The sequence below is a fragment of the Clostridium homopropionicum DSM 5847 genome (genome assembly GCF_001263795.1).
Lineage (GTDB): Bacteria > Bacillota > Clostridia > Clostridiales > Clostridiaceae > Clostridium_H > Clostridium_H homopropionicum.
This window is the reverse complement of the sequence record NZ_LHUR01000013.1, coordinates 83,393-100,044: the sequence shown is the minus strand read 5'-3', so window position 1 is coordinate 100,044 and position 16,652 is coordinate 83,393. Positions and strand designations below refer to the sequence as shown.

The window sequence follows — 16,652 nt, the reverse complement described above, 5'->3', positions numbered from 1 at the left end:
ATTTATATTTCGTAACAAATTATTAAGATTTTATACCTAATCCTATTTAAATTTAAAAAAGTTGGCTAATAGGCCAACTTTTTAAATCATTCTTTATTATTAAATCCCTTATACATTTTTTTTAAAGCCCTTTTTTCAATTCGAGAAACATAAGATCTGGAAATTTGCAATAACGTAGCGATCTCTCTTTGAGTTTTAGGCTTTCCATCAGTTAAACCGTACCTCATTTTAATTATTATTTTTTCTCTATCCGTTAAACACATATTTATTTTATCGTATAGTTTTCTTACTTGTATTCTATTTTCAACCACTTCAATTACTGAGTCTTCCTCACTACTTAGCACATCCATTAACGAAATTTCATTTCCCTCTTTATCGACTCCTATTGGATCTTGAAGATAAACCTCATTCTTTATTTTTTTTGTATTTCTTATGAGCATCAATATTTCATTTTCAATACACCGTGCTGCATAAGTAGCTAATCTAGTTCCTTTTGAAGTATCAAAAGAATCTATTGCTTTTATTAAACCAACAGTTCCAATAGAAATTAAATCATCCATATCCTTATGAGGATAAGAGTACTTTTTTACAATATGTGCTACAAGTCGAAGATTTCTCTCTATAAGAATACCCTTAGCTAAGCTATCCCCTTCCTTAAATTTCTTTAAGTAATATTTTTCTTCCTTTTCATCTAGCGGTTGAGGAAATGAAGTGCCATTACTTACATAAGCAGTTAAAAGTATCATACTATCAATAATACTAAGTAAAAAATTTGCTAACAACACAAGGATATCCCCCTAATAGTGCTTATTACTATAATATTAAGGGACAAGTTAAAAGTTTCCTATTAAATAGTCGTAAATTTCTTTAACCACATCTTTAAATACTGGAACAGCCGTTCCGGATGCATTAATATCTTTTCCAATGTTTTGTGCAAAAACAACCATGGAGTAGTACCTATTCTTAACTTTAAAAAAGCCTACAAACCATCCATCATAAAATTCAGATGTATTAAGAATATCGTTTTCTTTATTCTTATTAATCTCAACTCTTTTAGATGTTCCTGTCTTTCCCCCAATTTCTATTCCTTTTATAAAAGCCTGCTTTCCAGTGCCTTCTTCGTTATTTACAACTTGAAGCATCTGATTTTTCATTATTTGAGCAGTTCTTTCGCTAATAACGTTTTTTTCTATAGTTTTTTCTTTTTCAAGTATCTCATTGTTACTATCAATATAAGACTCAACAATATATGGTTTCACATATTTCCCCTTGTTAACTATAATACTAGGAATTGTTAGAGCTTGAACTGGTGTTATTCTTGTTTTTTGTCCGATATATGTTTGTAATCTATCTCCTTGATTATTTTTCAAATCGTTTAAACTTAGTTCTAATTTCCCTTCTTGTTCCTGATCAAATCCTAAAACTTTATCATATAAACCATGCTCTTGAGATAATTTATCAATATCTTCTATTCCTACATCTTCTCCTATTTGAACAAATACATTATTTGAAGATTTTATAAATGCTTCTTTTGCATTTTTTTCTTCTCTATCTTCATGTTCTTCAAAGAGTCCACTATAATTTTTATATGAATACAATTTAGTAAGTGATAGCTTTCCATTTTCAATACCTGCTTCTTCAACAATTGTCTTAAAAATTGATCCTGCAAAAAAACCATTTTGACTACTAGCTCCTATATTAATATTAGGTTTGCTGTCATCCTTTTGCACTAAGGCTTTTATTTTACCCGTATCAGCTTCCATCAACACTACCCCTATTTGTTCATGCATGCTGTATGATTCATTATTTAGGACATTTTTAATTTTATCCTGCAAAACCTTGTCTATGGTAAGCTTTACGTTTACATTATTTTTAGGCGTTTCCAAGGATTCTTTTATTATGTTTCCATTTACATCCTTATCAAATATACTATAAGTATATGAATTTTTTTTAGTTTTATCATTTATTTTTATTTCAAGGGAGTCATCATCCTTTAATTTCAGCTTATCATTTTCATTTTTATATATGTTGGTTATCATATTTTCTATACTCCACCAAGAATTACCTCTATTAATGGAAGAATACACATAAACATAAAATCCATTTACTCCATTAATTTTATCTAATTTTTTATAAGTATTATTATCTATAGGTAATTGTATTTTAACATTAGAACCTTTACTCATTAATTTTTCTAAATCATATTCAGAGTTATAACCTTTTAAAATTATTTTAAGTGCTTCTAAATCATCTTTTTGCGTATAATTGTTATTCATTTGAAAGGCTAAAGGGTCAATTACTGCATAATAATTATCCTTGTATTCCAGTAGCTCTCTTCCTTCCGAATCCAATAAATTATAATTCAATTCTAATTTCTTTTCTTTATATTGATATTGATTTTGTGCAACACTCTCTAATTCTTTAGAATTGAAATATATATAATTTACTATTCTCAAAAACAATAGTATAAATATCATTAAAAAAATTATAAATACTATGTAAATTCTTTTCTTATCAATAAAATTACTCATAAAAACACTCCTTTGTTGATGATTTTAGCCAACAAAGGAGTTCTTTATTCTTAATTATTTATTTTCAATTAAAATCTGCTTAATCTTAGAAACCATAATATCAATAGCAACTTTATTCTGGCCACCTTCTGGAATAATAATATCCGCATATTTTTTAGTAGGTTCAATAAATTGCTCATGCATAGGTTTTACAACTTCTAAATACTGTTTAATTACCGACTGAATTGTTCTACCTCTCTCGTTAATATCTCTCAAAATTCTTCTTATTATTCTAACGTCATCATCTGTATCAACATATATTTTTATGTCTAATAAGTTTCTTAGCTGAACGTCCTGTAATATCATTATGCCTTCTACAATAATTATATCTCTTGGCTCAACTTTTATCATCTCTTTTTTTCTTGTATGTTCCTTGAAGTCATAAAGAGGCTTGTATATAATTTGTGATTTTAAAAGCTTTGTCAGATGCTCCACTAGAAGTGGAGTATCAAAAGCATTAGGATGATCATAATTCGTCTTAATTCTTTCTTCAAAGGATAAATGACTTTGATTTTTGTAATAAGAGTCTTGTTCAATCATTGCAATACAATCTTCTCTAAAACTTTTAAAAATCTCTTTAGCTACAGTGCTTTTGCCAGAACCCGTTCCACCAGTTATTCCTATTAATATTGGTCGCATCATTATTAATTCTCCCTAACTTTAATAAGTATATCCTTTTTCTTTAGCTCTACATCAGTAGTAACTGTAAAAATCATTTCAGCGCTTCTTGCTGCATCAATTGATTGACCATTTTTATCTTTCATTTCTTTTAATATTACTTCAAAGCTTTCTTCATTTGGTCTTAAAACCTCAACATTATCTCCTTCAAAAACTCTATTTTTTTGCTGGATTGTAGCAACATTTGTGTCTTTGTTAAATTCCTTTACTACTCCAACAATGTCATAAGTTCTAATATAAGAAGAAGTATCATAAATTTGTTTATTAGGTTCATTGAAATAAAAACCAGTATAATATTGTCGATGACTTGGTCTTGTTAAATATTCTACCCATTTAGGATTTAACTTATATTCCTTAGGATTCATAAAATATGCATCAACAGCTTCTCTATATGCTTTAACAACTGATGCTACATAGAAAGTACTTTTCATTCTACCTTCTATTTTAAATGAATCAATTCCAGCTTCAACAAGCTCTGGTATATGTTCTATCATACATAAATCTTTTGAGTTAAAAATATATGTACCTTTTTCATCTTCAAATATAGGAAAATATTCTCCTTGTCTCTTTTCTTCAACTAAATTATATTTATATCTGCAAGGCTGAGAGCACTCTCCTCTATTTGAATCTCTACCAGTCATATAATTCGACAAAAGGCATCTTCCTGAATAAGCCATACACATTGAACCGTGAATAAATGCTTCTAACTCGCATGTTGGAGATAATTTTTTCCTAAGTTCTTTAATTTCTTCAAGAGATAGTTCCCGAGCAAGGACAATTCTTTTTACTCCATTTTTGTGCCAGAACTCAGCAGATTTATAATTGACATTATTCGCTTGAGTACTTAAATGAATTTCCAAATTAGGAACTACTTCCCTAGCAGTTGAAATAATTCCAGCATCAGAAACTATTATTGCATCTACTCCTAGTTCATAAAGTTCAATTAAATATTCTTCCAATCCTATTAAATCATCATTATGAGGAAATACATTTATTGTTACATATACTTTTTTTCCTCTTTCATGAGCATATTTTAATCCTTCAATTAAATCTTCTGTATTAAAATTATCAGCTAAAGCCCTTAGATTTAGTTTGTTGCCACCTAAATATACTGCATCAGCACCAAAATCAATAGCAGTAATCAATTTTTCTAAATTTCCTGCTGGAGCTAATATTTCTGGTTTATTCATCAGTATTCCTCCTTGTTGTTATGGCAATTCCATCTCCAATTGGTATTACTGAAGTAACGAGCTCATTGTTATTACATAACATATCAAGATAAGTTCTCATTCTTTTAACTATAGTAATTTTTCTTTTTTGAACTAATTCATCACTTGCAACCATTCCTCTAAACAATACATTATCTGCAATAATTATTCCATTATATTCTAAAAGCTTTAAACAATAAGGAAAAAAATCATTATAATGTCCTTTTCCTGCATCCATGAAAATTAAATCATACTTTTCTTCTAGTTTGGGAAGTATTTCTAGGCAGTCACCTTCTAATATTTTTATCTTTTTTTCAAAACCATAGTTTTGGATATTTTTTTCAGCAATATCAATCATGTCTCTTTCTCTTTCTATGGTTGTAATAATGCTATTACCATTGGATGCAATATTCATAAGTATTGATGAGTATCCTATTGCCGTTCCTAACTCTAAAATTTTCTTAGGTTTTTGAATAGTAACCATAAATTTTAAAAAGCTAGCTACTTCTTTCTGAACAATAGGAACATGTTCTTTAGTTGCATAATCCTCTAAGTCTTTTAAAACTCCAGTATCTTCGCCAATTAATCCCCTAATATAATCAACAATATATTCCTGGACTATTCCACTCATATAAACACCTCCACTTTCATAAAAGTTTATAAGCGGAAATTTATTTATTAATATTTTTATATCTTTCTTTTGCTTTTAAAAAGTCATTATAATTGTTTGTAAAAAAGTGTTTCTTGTCATCTTCTAAAACATAAAACACGTAATTGGTCTTTTCAGGAAATAATGCCGCTTTGATAGATTCAACTCCTGGACTGCATATTGGTCCTGGTGGAAGTGAATTTGTTACATAAGTGTTGTATGGTGACTTAATTTTTAAATCATCATAAGTTAGCTTATTTTTATGTTCCTCTAGAGCATATAAAACTGTTGCATCCACCTGAAGCATCATATTTTTATCTAACCTATTATATATTACAGAAGATATTTTAGCTCTATCTTCATCAACTCGTGCTTCTTTTTCTATTATCGAAGCAATAGTAATAATTTTTTGCATGTCATCTATTTTTTTATTGCTTTCTTTTTCAATATTTCTTACAACTAATTGAAATTGATTTAACATTTTATCAATTATTTCTTTACCTGTGACATTTTTATTGAACTCATAAGTGTCAGGAAAAAGATATCCCTCTAATGCATATTTAACTTTTGAGCTTGATTTAATATAGTTTGGAGTTTTATATTTTTTACATGAATTTATAAACTCCTCGCTTGAAATAATCCCCTTTTCCTCCATAAGCTTAGCTATCTGTTTAATATCATAGCCTTCTGGAATTGTAACCTTAAGTAAAGTACTTTCTTTGCTTCCTTTGTTTAGCATTTCTACAAAATTTCTTATTGAGGTGTCACTATTTAAATAATACTCTCCAGGTTTTATATTAGTATTCAAATTATTATTCTTTATATACACTTTAAATAAGAACTCATTTTTAATTAGCTCTTTTTCCTTAAGCTTACTTACTACATTAAATAAAGTATCACCCTCATTAACAGAAAATTTAAAATTTCCATCTTTAACTTTAAAAGGAGATTTAATATCACTAGATACTTTTATGCCTAAAATAGATATAAAAGCTATTAATATTAATAGGTTAATTAACTTATTTTTCTTCATAGATGCACCTCAAAAATTAAATTTCTATTTTCTAGAGGCTCTTTTTCTTTCTGTACTGTCAAGAATCTTCTTTCTAATTCTTATATTTTTAGGAGTTACCTCTACTAGTTCGTCTGATGAAATAAATTCAAGACATTGTTCAAGACTCATATCTGGAACAGAAATTAATTTTAGTGCATCGTCTGATCCTGAAGATCTTGTATTACTTAAATGTTTTTTCTTACATACATTTACATCAATATCTTCTGCTCTTGAACATTCTCCTACAACCATTCCCGCATAAACTTGTGTACCAGCAGGAATAAATAATCTTCCTCTTTCTTGTGCATTAAATAGTCCATAAGTAACTGCTTCTCCTGTTTCAAATGCTACAAGTGAACCTCTTGTTCTTTCTGGAATTTCTCCTTTAAATGGTTCATATCCGAAAAATACGTGATTCATTATTCCATTTCCTTTTGTATCAGTCATGAACTCATTTCTGAATCCTATTAACCCTCTAGCCGGAATCTTAAATTCTAACCTTGAATAACCATTGATAGCTGAAGTCATATTAACCATTTCAGCCTTTCTTGGCCCTAATTTTTCCATAACGCTTCCCATAAATTCTTCTGGAACATCAATAGTTAAATCTTCAATTGGTTCAAGTTTTTCACCGTTTACTTCTTTAAATATTACTGTTGGCTTAGATACTTGAAATTCATAGCCCTCTCTTCTCATTGTTTCAATTAAAATAGATAAATGTAGTTCTCCTCTACCACTTACTTTAAAAGAATCAGCTGAATCAGTTTCTTCAATCTTCAAGCTTACATTAGTTTCTAATTCCTTAAATAATCTATCTCTCAAATGTCTAGATGTAACATACTCTCCATCCTGTCCTGCAAAAGGAGAATCATTTACTATGAAATACATGCTTAATGTAGGCTCATCAATTTCAACAAATGGTAATGCCTCTGGACAAGAAGGGTCTGCAATTGTATCTCCAATATTTATATCTGGTATACCTGAAACAGCAACAATATCCCCTAGTTTAGCTTGAGCAACCTCTTCCTTTTTTAAGCCATTATAAACATACAAGCTAGAAATTTTTATATTTTTATTTACTACATCGTTACTTACAACAGCAACTTGTTGGTTTTTCTCAATAGTTCCTCTCTCTATTTTACCAATACCTATTCTTCCAACATATTCATTATAGTCAATAGTAGATATTAATAATTGAAGTGGTGCATCAATTTGACCTGTAGGACATTGTACATTTTTAATTATTGTGTCAAATAATGGTATCATATTTTCTTCAGGATCAGTTAACTCTTTTTTAGCATATCCACCCTTTGCTGAAACATATACTATAGGAAAATCTAATTGTTCGTCTTCTGCTCCAAGCTCAACGAATAAATCAAAAACCTCATCTATTACCTCTTCAGCTCTAGCATTTGGTTTATCAATTTTATTTATAACTACAATAGGATTTAATTGTAATTCTAATGCTTTTTTAAGAACAAATTTTGTTTGAGGCATTGGTCCTTCAAAAGCATCAACAACCAATAATACACTGTCTACCATTTTCAAAACACGTTCAACTTCTCCTCCGAAATCAGCGTGGCCTGGAGTATCAACTATATTTATCTTAACACCATCATACATTACTGCGGTATTTTTTGACAAAATGGTAATTCCTCTTTCTCTTTCTAAATCATTCGAATCCATTACTCTTTCTTCTACTTTTTCATTTTCTCTAAAAACAAGACTTTGTTTTAACATAGCATCTACTAAAGTTGTCTTACCATGGTCAACGTGAGCAATAATCGCTATATTTCTTATGTCATTTCTCGAAAATAATTCCATATTCTTTCCTCCATACTTTTTACCAAAATGTTCAAATAAAAATTGGATACTAACTAGTATCCAATTTTATAATTAACATTTCTATTCTAATATTATACTATTAAAAAGTCAATCTTTGTAGAAACTTAACTATCCATTCTAAAAGTTAATTGAAATTTGAAAAAATATTGTACTTTTATTTTAAATCTATTTTTTTATTAGACTTCCATTATAATTGGCAATATCATAGGCTTTCTTTTCGTTTTTTCATATAAGAATAGTCTTAAAACTTCCTTAATCTTAGACTTTATAGTAGCCCATTCAGTTATAGAATTTTCTTCACATTCACGTAAAGAATCTCTAACAATAACTCTAGCTTCTTCCATAAGGTCTTCTGACTCTCTTACGTAAACAAATCCTCTAGAAATTATATCTGGACCGGCAACTACTTTTCCACCTTCTCTAGAAATTGTAACTACAACAGTGACAATACCATCTTGTGATAAGTGTCTTCTATCTCTTAAAACTATATTACCTACATCTCCAACACCTAATCCATCAACAAATACCTGACCTGCTATTACTGATCCAGACTTTTTAATGCTATCCTTAGTAATCTCGATAACATCTCCATTTTCAGCAATAATAATATTTTCTCTAGGCATTCCAAGTCTTACTGCTAAATCAGTATGTTGTTTTAGCATCCTATATTCTCCATGAACCGGCATAAAAAATTTTGGTTTCACTAATGTATGCATAAGCTTTAGTTCTTCCTGGCATGCATGACCTGAAACATGTACATCAGCTAATGCCTCATATATAACATTTGCTCCTAATTTCGACAATTGATTGATAACCTTTGATACTGGTTTTTCATTTCCTGGAATTGGTGTTGCAGAAATAATTACCATATCCCCTTCAACAATACTAACCTTTTTATGGTCAGATGATGCCATCCTAGAAAGGGCTGACATAGGTTCTCCTTGACTTCCTGTTGTAATAATTGTGATCATTTCATTTGGATATTTTTTTATATCATCAATGCCAATCAAAGTTCCTTCTTCATAATCTAAATATCCTAATTCAGAAGCCACTGTAACTATATTTTCCATACTTCTTCCAGAAACAGCTACTTTCCTTCCAAACTTAATAGAAGCTCGTACTATCTGTTCTATTCTGTGAACATTTGTGGCAAAGGTAGCAACTATTATTCTTCCTTGTGCTTTTGCAAAAATGCTCTCGAAGGTTTCACCTACAGTTCTTTCAGACATTGTATACCCAGGTCTTTCTACATTAGTACTATCAGCTAGCATCAGCACAACACCCTTTTTACCTAGTTCCGCAAATCTAGCTAAGTCACCTACTTGTTCATCTATAGGTGTATAATCTATTTTAAAGTCACCAGTATGTAATATTATACCTAATGGTGTATGAACAGCTATTGCTGCGGAATCAGCAATACTATGGCTTGTTCTTATAAATTCAATTGCTAAATTATCTAATTTAATTATGTCTTTTGGATTAACACGTTGTAAATTAGCCGAACTTAGTAATCCTGTTTCCTTTAAACGATTTTCCACAATCCCTAAAGTAAGTTTTGTTCCGTAAACAGGTATGTTTAATTCCCTTAAAACATATGGCAATGCACCTATATGATCTTCATGGCCATGAGTAAGAAAGATTCCTTTAACCTTATCTTTATTTTTAATTAAGTAGCTAACGTCCGGAATTACCACATCTATTCCCAACATTTCATCTTCAGGAAACTTTAGTCCGCAATCTATGACAACTATTTCATTTTTATATTCAATTGCAGATAAATTTTTACCTATCTCGTCTAGTCCACCTAAGGGGATTACTTTAATTCTATCTCTGTCTTTTTTCAATACCCTACCCTCCTTTTTCATTTTAATAATAATTTATAAACTTAATTATTTAGACATTTATTGCAAATACCTAAAAATTTAACACTATGATTTTCTATTTTAAATTTATATTTTTCTTCAACATTTCTTTCTATAACATCTAATAAGTCTTCTGCAACTTCAATAACCTTACCGCACTTAGTGCATATTAAGTGATGATGATGATGTGTTTCTTCTTCGTCAACCAACTCATATCTATTACAGCCATCATCTAAATTAAGCTTGCATAGTATTCCCACCTCTTCAAGAAGCTGTATAGTCCTATAGATAGTTGCCAGACCTATTTCTGGACATTCTTTTTTCACAAGCTCATAAAGTTCTTCGGCTGTTAGATGACTCCCTCTGTTCTCCAATACTTTATTAACAACAGCTCTCCTTTGGGGAGTCAATTTATAACCTTTAAGTTTTAGCAATTCTTTAACTTTATCTAATTGTGTTGGTGACACATTATACATCATAATACCTCTTTTCCATAAATTAAACATTTATAAATAAGTTAGCAAATTTAGAGTCCTCATTAAAGTTTAATTGTTTATTCCTCTTTTGTCAATTGATAATGATTACTATTCGATACTACAATTCAGTTTAAATTTTCATTTTCTTCCATTAAGGTTTCATATGCTTCAGATACCATTTCAAATTCAACATCATCTTCAATTGTAACAAAAATATCTTCACCATTATTGTCTTTTTCTACTCTCAAAGCTACAGCTTCTGCTTCTTCATCCTCTATAGGTGCAAGTATAACATACTCTTTTTCTTCAATTTCAAACTTCATTATTAAATCAAATTCTATTTCTTCTCCATCTTCATCTTTTAAAACTATTGTATCAAATTCCTTTTCCATTTTTATCTTCTCCTTTTATTTTATTTTCATTAAATACTATCTAAGAATCCTTGTAAAATGTAAGTAGCTGCAATTTTATCTACGATTTTTTTTCTCTTTGCTCTCGATAAATTCGCCTCTAGCATAGCTCTCTGGGCTGCAGCAGTTGTTAACCTCTCATCCCACATTTTTATTGGGATACCTATTTCCTGTTCAAGTATTTTACAAAAACTTATTACCTTTTCACCTTGCTCACCAATAGTTCCATTCATGTTTTTGGGTAAGCCACATACTATTTTTTCTACATTATATTCTTTGCAAATTTTTATCAATTCATTTAAATCAAACTGAATATTTCTTCTATTAATTGTAGTTATTCCTTGAGCCGTTAATCCTAGCAAATCGCTGATAGCAACTCCAATAGTTCTATCTCCAACATCTAATCCCAGTATCCTCATAGGCTATCTCCTTGTTTAATAATATGAAGTGTCAAAATAAAAATGCCCATAAGGGCATTTTTATTTTATTGATAAATACGCTTTTAAAACTTCTTCGAGTATTTCATCTCTTTCTAACTTTCTGATTAATGCTCTCGCTCCATTATAGTTAGTTATATAAGTAGGATCACCAGAAATTAAATACCCAACCAACTGATTAATAGGATTATAACCTTTCTCCTTTAAAGAATCATTAACTTGGCTCAATATGTTTCTAGTAATATCTTTCTTATTTTTCTGTATATCGAATTGCATGGTATTTTCACTTATTCCCATAACTGCTTCACCCCTTTTTATGAAATGCAGTCCACATCTATAATACTTGTAATTTTATTATAAACCAATTTAAATAAAAAGTATACTATTTTACTAATTTTTCCACAATATTTTGGACTTCATTTATTGCTTCATTCAATTTTTCTGGCAATTTTCCACCAGCTTGAGCCATATCTGGTCTTCCACCGCCGCCTCCGCCTGCAATTTTAGCAATTTCTTTAATTATATTTCCACAATGAATTCCTTTAGCTACTACATCTTTTGTAGCCATAGCTAAGAATTGTACCTTATCTCCCTCTTTGCTGCCTAAGACTACAAGACCACTTCCAATTTTATCTTTAATCTTATCCCCTAGGTTTCTTAAAGAATTACTATCTACATTCTTTAGAACTGCAGTAGCTACTTTAATTGATTTTATTTCTTTAACATTTTTCAATATGTCATCTTCTGAACCAGTTGCAAGCTTTAATTTTAATTGAGATATTTCTTTATCCTTATCTTTAAGTTCTACATTAATCTGATTTAGTTTATTAATAATATCCTTTTCAGAGCATTTAATTATTTCACTAATATCTTTTAGTATCTCTGATTTTCTTTCCATATATTCTAATGCTTTTTCTCCTGTAACAGCTTCAATTCTTCTGATTCCAGCAGCAATACCATTTTCGGATACTATTTTAAAAATTCCTATTTTACCTACATTTTCAATGTGAGTTCCTCCACAGAGCTCTACACTAAAATCGCTCATTTTTACTACTCTAACCTTTTCACCATACTTTTCATCAAATAAAGCCATGGCACCTGTTTCTCTTGCTTCATCTAAAGACATCTCATCTGTATTAACTGAGTAAAGTTCCATTACTTTGCTATTTACTATTTCTTCAACCCTTTTGATTTCTTCTGGTGTTACGCTAGCAAAATGAGTGAAATCAAATCTTAATTTATCTTCATCTACAAAAGAACCTGATTGATGAACGTGATCGCCTAAAACAAGTCTTAAGGCAGCGTGAAGCATATGAGTAGCACTATGATTTTTTGAAATTTTTTCTCTTCTAACTTTATCAACCTTCAATGTTACTATTTCTTCTATGTTTAGAGTTCCTTTTGTTACTTCAATGAAATGTACAGTCTTTCCTCCGATGTTCTTCTTACAATCCTCAACCACAGCTTCAAAATTATCATTAAATATAATTCCTCTGTCTCCTACTTGACCTCCCATTTCTGCATAAAAAGGAGTTTCCTCTGTTACTATTATTCCTCTATCACCTTCATTAATGCTGTTAATAAATTTATCATCTTTGATAATTACCTTAACTTTAGACGATAATTCTAATTTATCATATCCTGAGAATTTTGTTTCAATATCTGAAGATATTGTATCAAGAACCTTTACATCAGTTCCCATGTAAGTACTTTCTTCTCTAGCGGCTCTTGCTCTTTCTCTTTGCCTATTCATTTCTTCATTAAAGCCTTCGATATCAACTTTCATTAATTTTTCTTCTAAAATCTCCTGAGTTAACTCTAATGGGAAGCCATATGTGTCATATAACTTAAACGCCTTTTCACCTGATAGAGTCTTTTCTGCATTCTTTTCTAATTCATCTATATAGCTATATAGTATATCCATTCCTAGATCTATAGTTTCTCCAAATCTTTCTTCTTCTAGTAATATAACTTTTTTAATGTATTCATATTTTTCTTCTAACTCTGGATATGCTTTTCCTGAACACTTAATAACAGTATCAACTATCTTATTTAGGAAACTCCCTTTTATCCCCAATATTCTGCCATGTCTTGCGGCTCTTCTTAAAAGCCTCCTTAATACATATCCTCTACCTTCATTTGAAGGCAAAATACCATCGCTTATCATAAAAGTAACACTTCTTACATGGTCAGTAATAATTCTAAGTGACACATCTTTTTTGCTATCATCACCATATTTTACTCCTGAAAGCTTTGAAACCTCATGTAATATAGTACTTATTGTATCAACTTCGAAAATTGTATCTACACCTTGCATAATTGTAGCCATTCTTTCAAGCCCCATACCTGTATCAATATTAGGGAAGTCTAATCTGTTATAATTACCATCCTCATCTTTATCAAATTGAGTAAAAACTAAGTTCCAAAATTCAACAGCTCTATCTAAATCAGATTTTTCTTTAAAGTCCTCTGCAGATATAATTTCACCTGAATCTTTATAAAAGTGAATTTCCGAGCATGGACCACAAGGTCCAACACCATGTTCCCAGAAATTATCTTCTTTACCTAATCTAAATATATGTTTAGGATTTACATCTGTCTTTGAAGTCCATATTTCATATGCTTCATCATCATCTAAATATATAGTTACATATAATTTATCCTTTGGTAGGTTTAATACTTCAGTTATGAATTCCCATGCCCAAGGTATTACTTCATTTTTAAAATAATCTCCAAAAGAGAAATTTCCTAACATTTCGAAAAATGTAGCATGTCTTGAGGTTTTACCTACATTTTCAATATCTCCTGTCCTTACACACTTTTGACAGGTTGTAATTCTCTTTCTTGGTGGTGTTTGAAGTCCTGTAAAATATGGCTTTAGCGGTGCCATACCTGCATTAATTAGCAATAAACTTTTATCATTTTTAGGAACAAGCGAAAAACTTTCAAGTCTCAAATGTTCCTTACTTTCGAAAAATTTTAGGTAAGCCTCTCTTACATCATTTAATCCCATTTTTTGCATGATAATTACCTCCATCTGTTACATCTTTCTAAAAAATAATACAAAAAAACCTTCATTCCCTTAAGGGACGAAAGTTTTCCGCGGTACCACCCTAATTACATAAATATATAATAGTAAATTATACATTTACATCTCTTAAATCACTATGACTCCTAGATAGCTTCAATACTTATATCAAGAAGTTCTCACCAGCCACTTCTTCTCTGAATGATAAAAAATATTTACTCCTTCTGCTCATCGCCTAATTATATGCTATTATGTATAAAGATATTTTGATTATATGAAAAAATGATATTTATGTCAACATTCTAGTAAATGAGAAAAATATGCTAATAAATGTAGTAATTCAAATTATCATAAATAACCTTTATTATCACCCCAATAGGAATCGCTAGAACCATTCCCCAAAATCCACCTAATTCTCCTCCAATTAAAAGTAAAATTATTACTACTAATGGATGCATACTTACACTATCTCCAGTAACCTTAGGAGATAATATATTGCCTTCAACTAATTGAATCAAATATAAACCTAGTAAAGTGTATAAAGCAGTCTTATATGAAGTTAATAGCGCTACAATAATTGGCAATACCATACCAAATATTGGCCCAAAATATGGAATTATATTAAGCAATCCATTTAGTAGAGAAAGAACGAGTGGAAATTTCACTCTCAAGGCTAGTAATAAAATAAAAGTGATAAGGCTTACAATTGCGCAGAGAATAAATTGACTTACGATATATCTTCCTAGTATTTTATCTATATCACTATTAATTTTTTTTATTATTTTCCTTGAATTTAAGGGAAATAATAAAAGAAGTTTATTTTCTATATATTCTTTGTCGCACAAAAAATAATAAGCAATTATTGGTATAACAACTAATGCTAATGCTTTTTCTCCTAGACTAGTTGTAAAATTCATGAGCTTATCAAAAATATGAAGCAATAATCCATTTAATTTGCCGTAGAAATTATCAAAAATGTTAACAATAAATTTGTCCTTTTGAATTAATTTTAAATTGTAGTATATTTCATTTGAATACTCTTGTATTTCTTCAATAGTATTTCCGAGATTAATACTTTCTTTAAATATTGATGGTATCAAAATGGTTACTATTAAAATAACGCTCACTATAACAAACAAAATTAATATTAGTGCTGCATAACTTGGCTTTATTCCTTTCCTTAATAAAGCATTATGAAACGGTTTAAGTGCATAAGATAAAATAAAAGCACCCAATATAATTGAGAAAATATCTTTTATTATCTTGTTATTATACAAAAGAACAATTAATAATATAAGTAAAATTACATATACTATTATTTTTATTAATTTCTTATTTTTATATAATAATTTATTCATATTTATTTACTTCCCTTAATTCGTGTGGAATAGTAAGAAAAGATATTTTGCTATTTTTTGAAAAATACAATATATTTTTTTCTCCTAAAATAAGATCCTTAATTAAAAAAATTTTTTTCCCATGTATTATATTTCTAATAAATCCAGTAGAAACAACAACACCTGTTATTTTAAAATCTCTTTTTTCAAAAATGAAATCCTCAACCATTCCCAATAAATCTCCATTGATATCTACCACATCCATTCCTCTAATTTCTGAAATCATTAAACCTTGTTTTATGCTAGTATCTTTTACAACTATGCTAGAATTAAAAGTTATTACATCTTGAATATGCACAAATAAATTTTTATTAAATATTCTAAATGGTGAAATACAAAATCCTAATAAGCACCTATTATTAAAACTTATTAGAATATCTTTAATAAAACCTATCCTTTTTCTTTCAATGTTTATAACATCCATAAGCATAAAATCTTTAATTCTGTACATTTAATACCTCTTTTTAGTTTTTATTATTATCAATATTATTAACTAGTAACAAATTAAATATTCTTACTTAATATGTTAAAAAATATAAAAACTCTAATCACAGATAAATGTGTGCTTAGAGTTTTTAATATAATCAATTTAATAATAAAATTTTTCTACTAGTTACCATGTACCTCATGATGTATATCATGAGAATGTGTTTTCATTTCCCAGGTTTCTAACCCCTGTTTTTCTCTGTAATCATTTATAGCTTTATGAATAGCCTCTTCTGCAAGAACTGAGCAATGCATTTTAACAGGTGGTAATCCTTCAAGAGCTTCTGCTACAGCCTTATTTGTTAAATTCCAAGCTTCTTCAACAGTTTTTCCCTTTACTAGTTCTGTAGCCATACTAGAAGAAGCAATAGCAGAACCGCATCCAAAGGTTTTAAACTTAATATCCTTTACAATGTTATCTTCTACTTTTAGATATATCTTCATTATATCTCCACATTGAGGATTACCAACCTCTCCAATACCATTAGCGTCTTCTAATTCACCAACATTTCTAGGATTTCTAAAGTGATCCATTACTTTTTCACTATACAT

General features: G+C 29.4%; 16 protein-coding genes and 1 other annotated feature. All 16 genes read right to left on the bottom strand.

Going from position 1 to position 16,652, the window contains the following annotated elements; genetic code table 11:
- Window positions 1-86 precede the first annotated feature (86 nt).
- The 16 genes from sigK to nifU all read right to left on the bottom strand — a co-directional run bounded on the left by sigK (window position 87) and on the right by nifU (window position 16,652).
- The gene (sigK, locus tag CLHOM_RS05335; protein ID WP_052220661.1) at window positions 87-785 is read right to left on the bottom strand and encodes an RNA polymerase sporulation sigma factor SigK; all 699 of its coding nucleotides are present in this window, start codon (window positions 783-785) and stop codon (window positions 87-89) included.
- Window positions 786-833: 48 nt separating this feature from the next.
- A complete protein-coding gene (locus CLHOM_RS05330; protein ID WP_052220660.1) occupies window positions 834-2,531 on the bottom strand; it encodes a penicillin-binding transpeptidase domain-containing protein in 1,698 nt (565 codons plus the stop codon).
- Window positions 2,532-2,585: 54 nt separating this feature from the next.
- Window positions 2,586-3,212, bottom strand: a complete 627-nt coding sequence (udk, locus tag CLHOM_RS05325; RefSeq protein ID WP_052220659.1) for a uridine kinase — start codon at window positions 3,210-3,212, stop codon at window positions 2,586-2,588.
- 2 nt (window positions 3,213-3,214) lie between these two features.
- Window positions 3,215-4,438, bottom strand: coding sequence for a peptidase U32 family protein (locus CLHOM_RS05320; protein WP_052220658.1), 1,224 nt, complete (start codon window positions 4,436-4,438; stop codon window positions 3,215-3,217).
- A complete protein-coding gene (locus CLHOM_RS05315) occupies window positions 4,431-5,087 on the bottom strand; it encodes an O-methyltransferase (protein WP_052220657.1) in 657 nt (218 codons plus the stop codon). Before CLHOM_RS05315 ends, CLHOM_RS05320 begins: the two co-directional genes overlap by 8 nt.
- A 40-nt stretch (window positions 5,088-5,127) precedes the next feature.
- The gene (gene mltG / locus CLHOM_RS05310) at window positions 5,128-6,138 is read right to left on the bottom strand and encodes an endolytic transglycosylase MltG (RefSeq protein WP_052220656.1); all 1,011 of its coding nucleotides are present in this window, start codon (window positions 6,136-6,138) and stop codon (window positions 5,128-5,130) included.
- Window positions 6,139-6,162: 24 nt separating this feature from the next.
- Window positions 6,163-7,983 (bottom strand): translational GTPase TypA, encoded by a 1,821-nt coding sequence (gene typA / locus CLHOM_RS05305; RefSeq protein ID WP_052220655.1) that lies wholly within the window; start codon window positions 7,981-7,983, stop codon window positions 6,163-6,165.
- 197 nt (window positions 7,984-8,180) lie between these two features.
- Complete coding sequence (locus CLHOM_RS05300) at window positions 8,181-9,869, bottom strand: ribonuclease J (RefSeq protein ID WP_207642438.1); 1,689 nt, start codon at window positions 9,867-9,869, stop codon at window positions 8,181-8,183.
- 20 nt (window positions 9,870-9,889) lie between these two features.
- Complete coding sequence (locus CLHOM_RS05295; protein WP_052220653.1) at window positions 9,890-10,342, bottom strand: Fur family transcriptional regulator; 453 nt, start codon at window positions 10,340-10,342, stop codon at window positions 9,890-9,892.
- Between the two features lie 125 nt (window positions 10,343-10,467).
- Window positions 10,468-10,734 (bottom strand): DUF1292 domain-containing protein, encoded by a 267-nt coding sequence (locus CLHOM_RS05290; protein ID WP_052220652.1) that lies wholly within the window; start codon window positions 10,732-10,734, stop codon window positions 10,468-10,470.
- Between the two features lie 29 nt (window positions 10,735-10,763).
- Window positions 10,764-11,171: a Holliday junction resolvase RuvX gene (ruvX, locus tag CLHOM_RS05285; protein WP_052220651.1), complete on the bottom strand. Its 408-nt coding sequence runs from the start codon at window positions 11,169-11,171 to the stop codon at window positions 10,764-10,766.
- A 60-nt stretch (window positions 11,172-11,231) separates the two neighbouring features.
- Window positions 11,232-11,486, bottom strand: coding sequence for an IreB family regulatory phosphoprotein (locus CLHOM_RS05280; RefSeq protein ID WP_052220650.1), 255 nt, complete (start codon window positions 11,484-11,486; stop codon window positions 11,232-11,234).
- An 85-nt stretch (window positions 11,487-11,571) separates the two neighbouring features.
- Window positions 11,572-14,211, bottom strand: coding sequence for an alanine--tRNA ligase (gene alaS, locus CLHOM_RS05275; RefSeq protein WP_052220649.1), 2,640 nt, complete (start codon window positions 14,209-14,211; stop codon window positions 11,572-11,574).
- Between the two features lie 60 nt (window positions 14,212-14,271).
- Window positions 14,272-14,458: a binding site (T-box leader), on the bottom strand.
- Between the two features lie 82 nt (window positions 14,459-14,540).
- Window positions 14,541-15,575, bottom strand: coding sequence for an AI-2E family transporter (locus CLHOM_RS05270; RefSeq protein ID WP_052220648.1), 1,035 nt, complete (start codon window positions 15,573-15,575; stop codon window positions 14,541-14,543).
- Complete coding sequence (locus CLHOM_RS05265) at window positions 15,568-16,065, bottom strand: PRC-barrel domain-containing protein (RefSeq protein WP_052220647.1); 498 nt, start codon at window positions 16,063-16,065, stop codon at window positions 15,568-15,570. The genes CLHOM_RS05270 and CLHOM_RS05265 overlap by 8 nt, the downstream gene beginning before the upstream one ends.
- Before the next feature lie 158 nt (window positions 16,066-16,223).
- Complete coding sequence (gene nifU, locus CLHOM_RS05260) at window positions 16,224-16,652, bottom strand: Fe-S cluster assembly scaffold protein NifU (protein ID WP_052220646.1); 429 nt, start codon at window positions 16,650-16,652, stop codon at window positions 16,224-16,226.

Bases quoted from the DNA above. Each gene is read 5' to 3' on its own strand.
- CLHOM_RS05330 (WP_052220660.1), bottom strand. From the start codon at position 2,531: ATGAGTAATTTTATTGATAAGAAAAGAATTTACATAGTATTTATAATT.
- udk (WP_052220659.1), bottom strand. From the start codon at position 3,212: ATGATGCGACCAATATTAATAGGAATAACTGGTGGAACGGGTTCTGGC.
- CLHOM_RS05320 (WP_052220658.1), bottom strand. From the start codon at position 4,438: ATGAATAAACCAGAAATATTAGCTCCAGCAGGAAATTTAGAAAAATTG.
- CLHOM_RS05315 (WP_052220657.1), bottom strand. From the start codon at position 5,087: ATGAGTGGAATAGTCCAGGAATATATTGTTGATTATATTAGGGGATTA.
- mltG (WP_052220656.1), bottom strand. From the start codon at position 6,138: ATGAAGAAAAATAAGTTAATTAACCTATTAATATTAATAGCTTTTATA.
- typA (WP_052220655.1), bottom strand. From the start codon at position 7,983: ATGGAATTATTTTCGAGAAATGACATAAGAAATATAGCGATTATTGCT.
- CLHOM_RS05300 (WP_207642438.1), bottom strand. From the start codon at position 9,869: ATGAAAAAGGAGGGTAGGGTATTGAAAAAAGACAGAGATAGAATTAAA.
- CLHOM_RS05295 (WP_052220653.1), bottom strand. From the start codon at position 10,342: ATGTATAATGTGTCACCAACACAATTAGATAAAGTTAAAGAATTGCTA.
- CLHOM_RS05290 (WP_052220652.1), bottom strand. From the start codon at position 10,734: ATGGAAAAGGAATTTGATACAATAGTTTTAAAAGATGAAGATGGAGAA.
- ruvX (WP_052220651.1), bottom strand. From the start codon at position 11,171: ATGAGGATACTGGGATTAGATGTTGGAGATAGAACTATTGGAGTTGCT.
- CLHOM_RS05280 (WP_052220650.1), bottom strand. From the start codon at position 11,486: ATGGGAATAAGTGAAAATACCATGCAATTCGATATACAGAAAAATAAG.
- alaS (WP_052220649.1), bottom strand. From the start codon at position 14,211: ATGCAAAAAATGGGATTAAATGATGTAAGAGAGGCTTACCTAAAATTT.
- CLHOM_RS05270 (WP_052220648.1), bottom strand. From the start codon at position 15,575: ATGAATAAATTATTATATAAAAATAAGAAATTAATAAAAATAATAGTA.
- CLHOM_RS05265 (WP_052220647.1), bottom strand. From the start codon at position 16,065: ATGTACAGAATTAAAGATTTTATGCTTATGGATGTTATAAACATTGAA.
- nifU (WP_052220646.1), bottom strand. From the start codon at position 16,652: ATGTATAGTGAAAAAGTAATGGATCACTTTAGAAATCCTAGAAATGTT.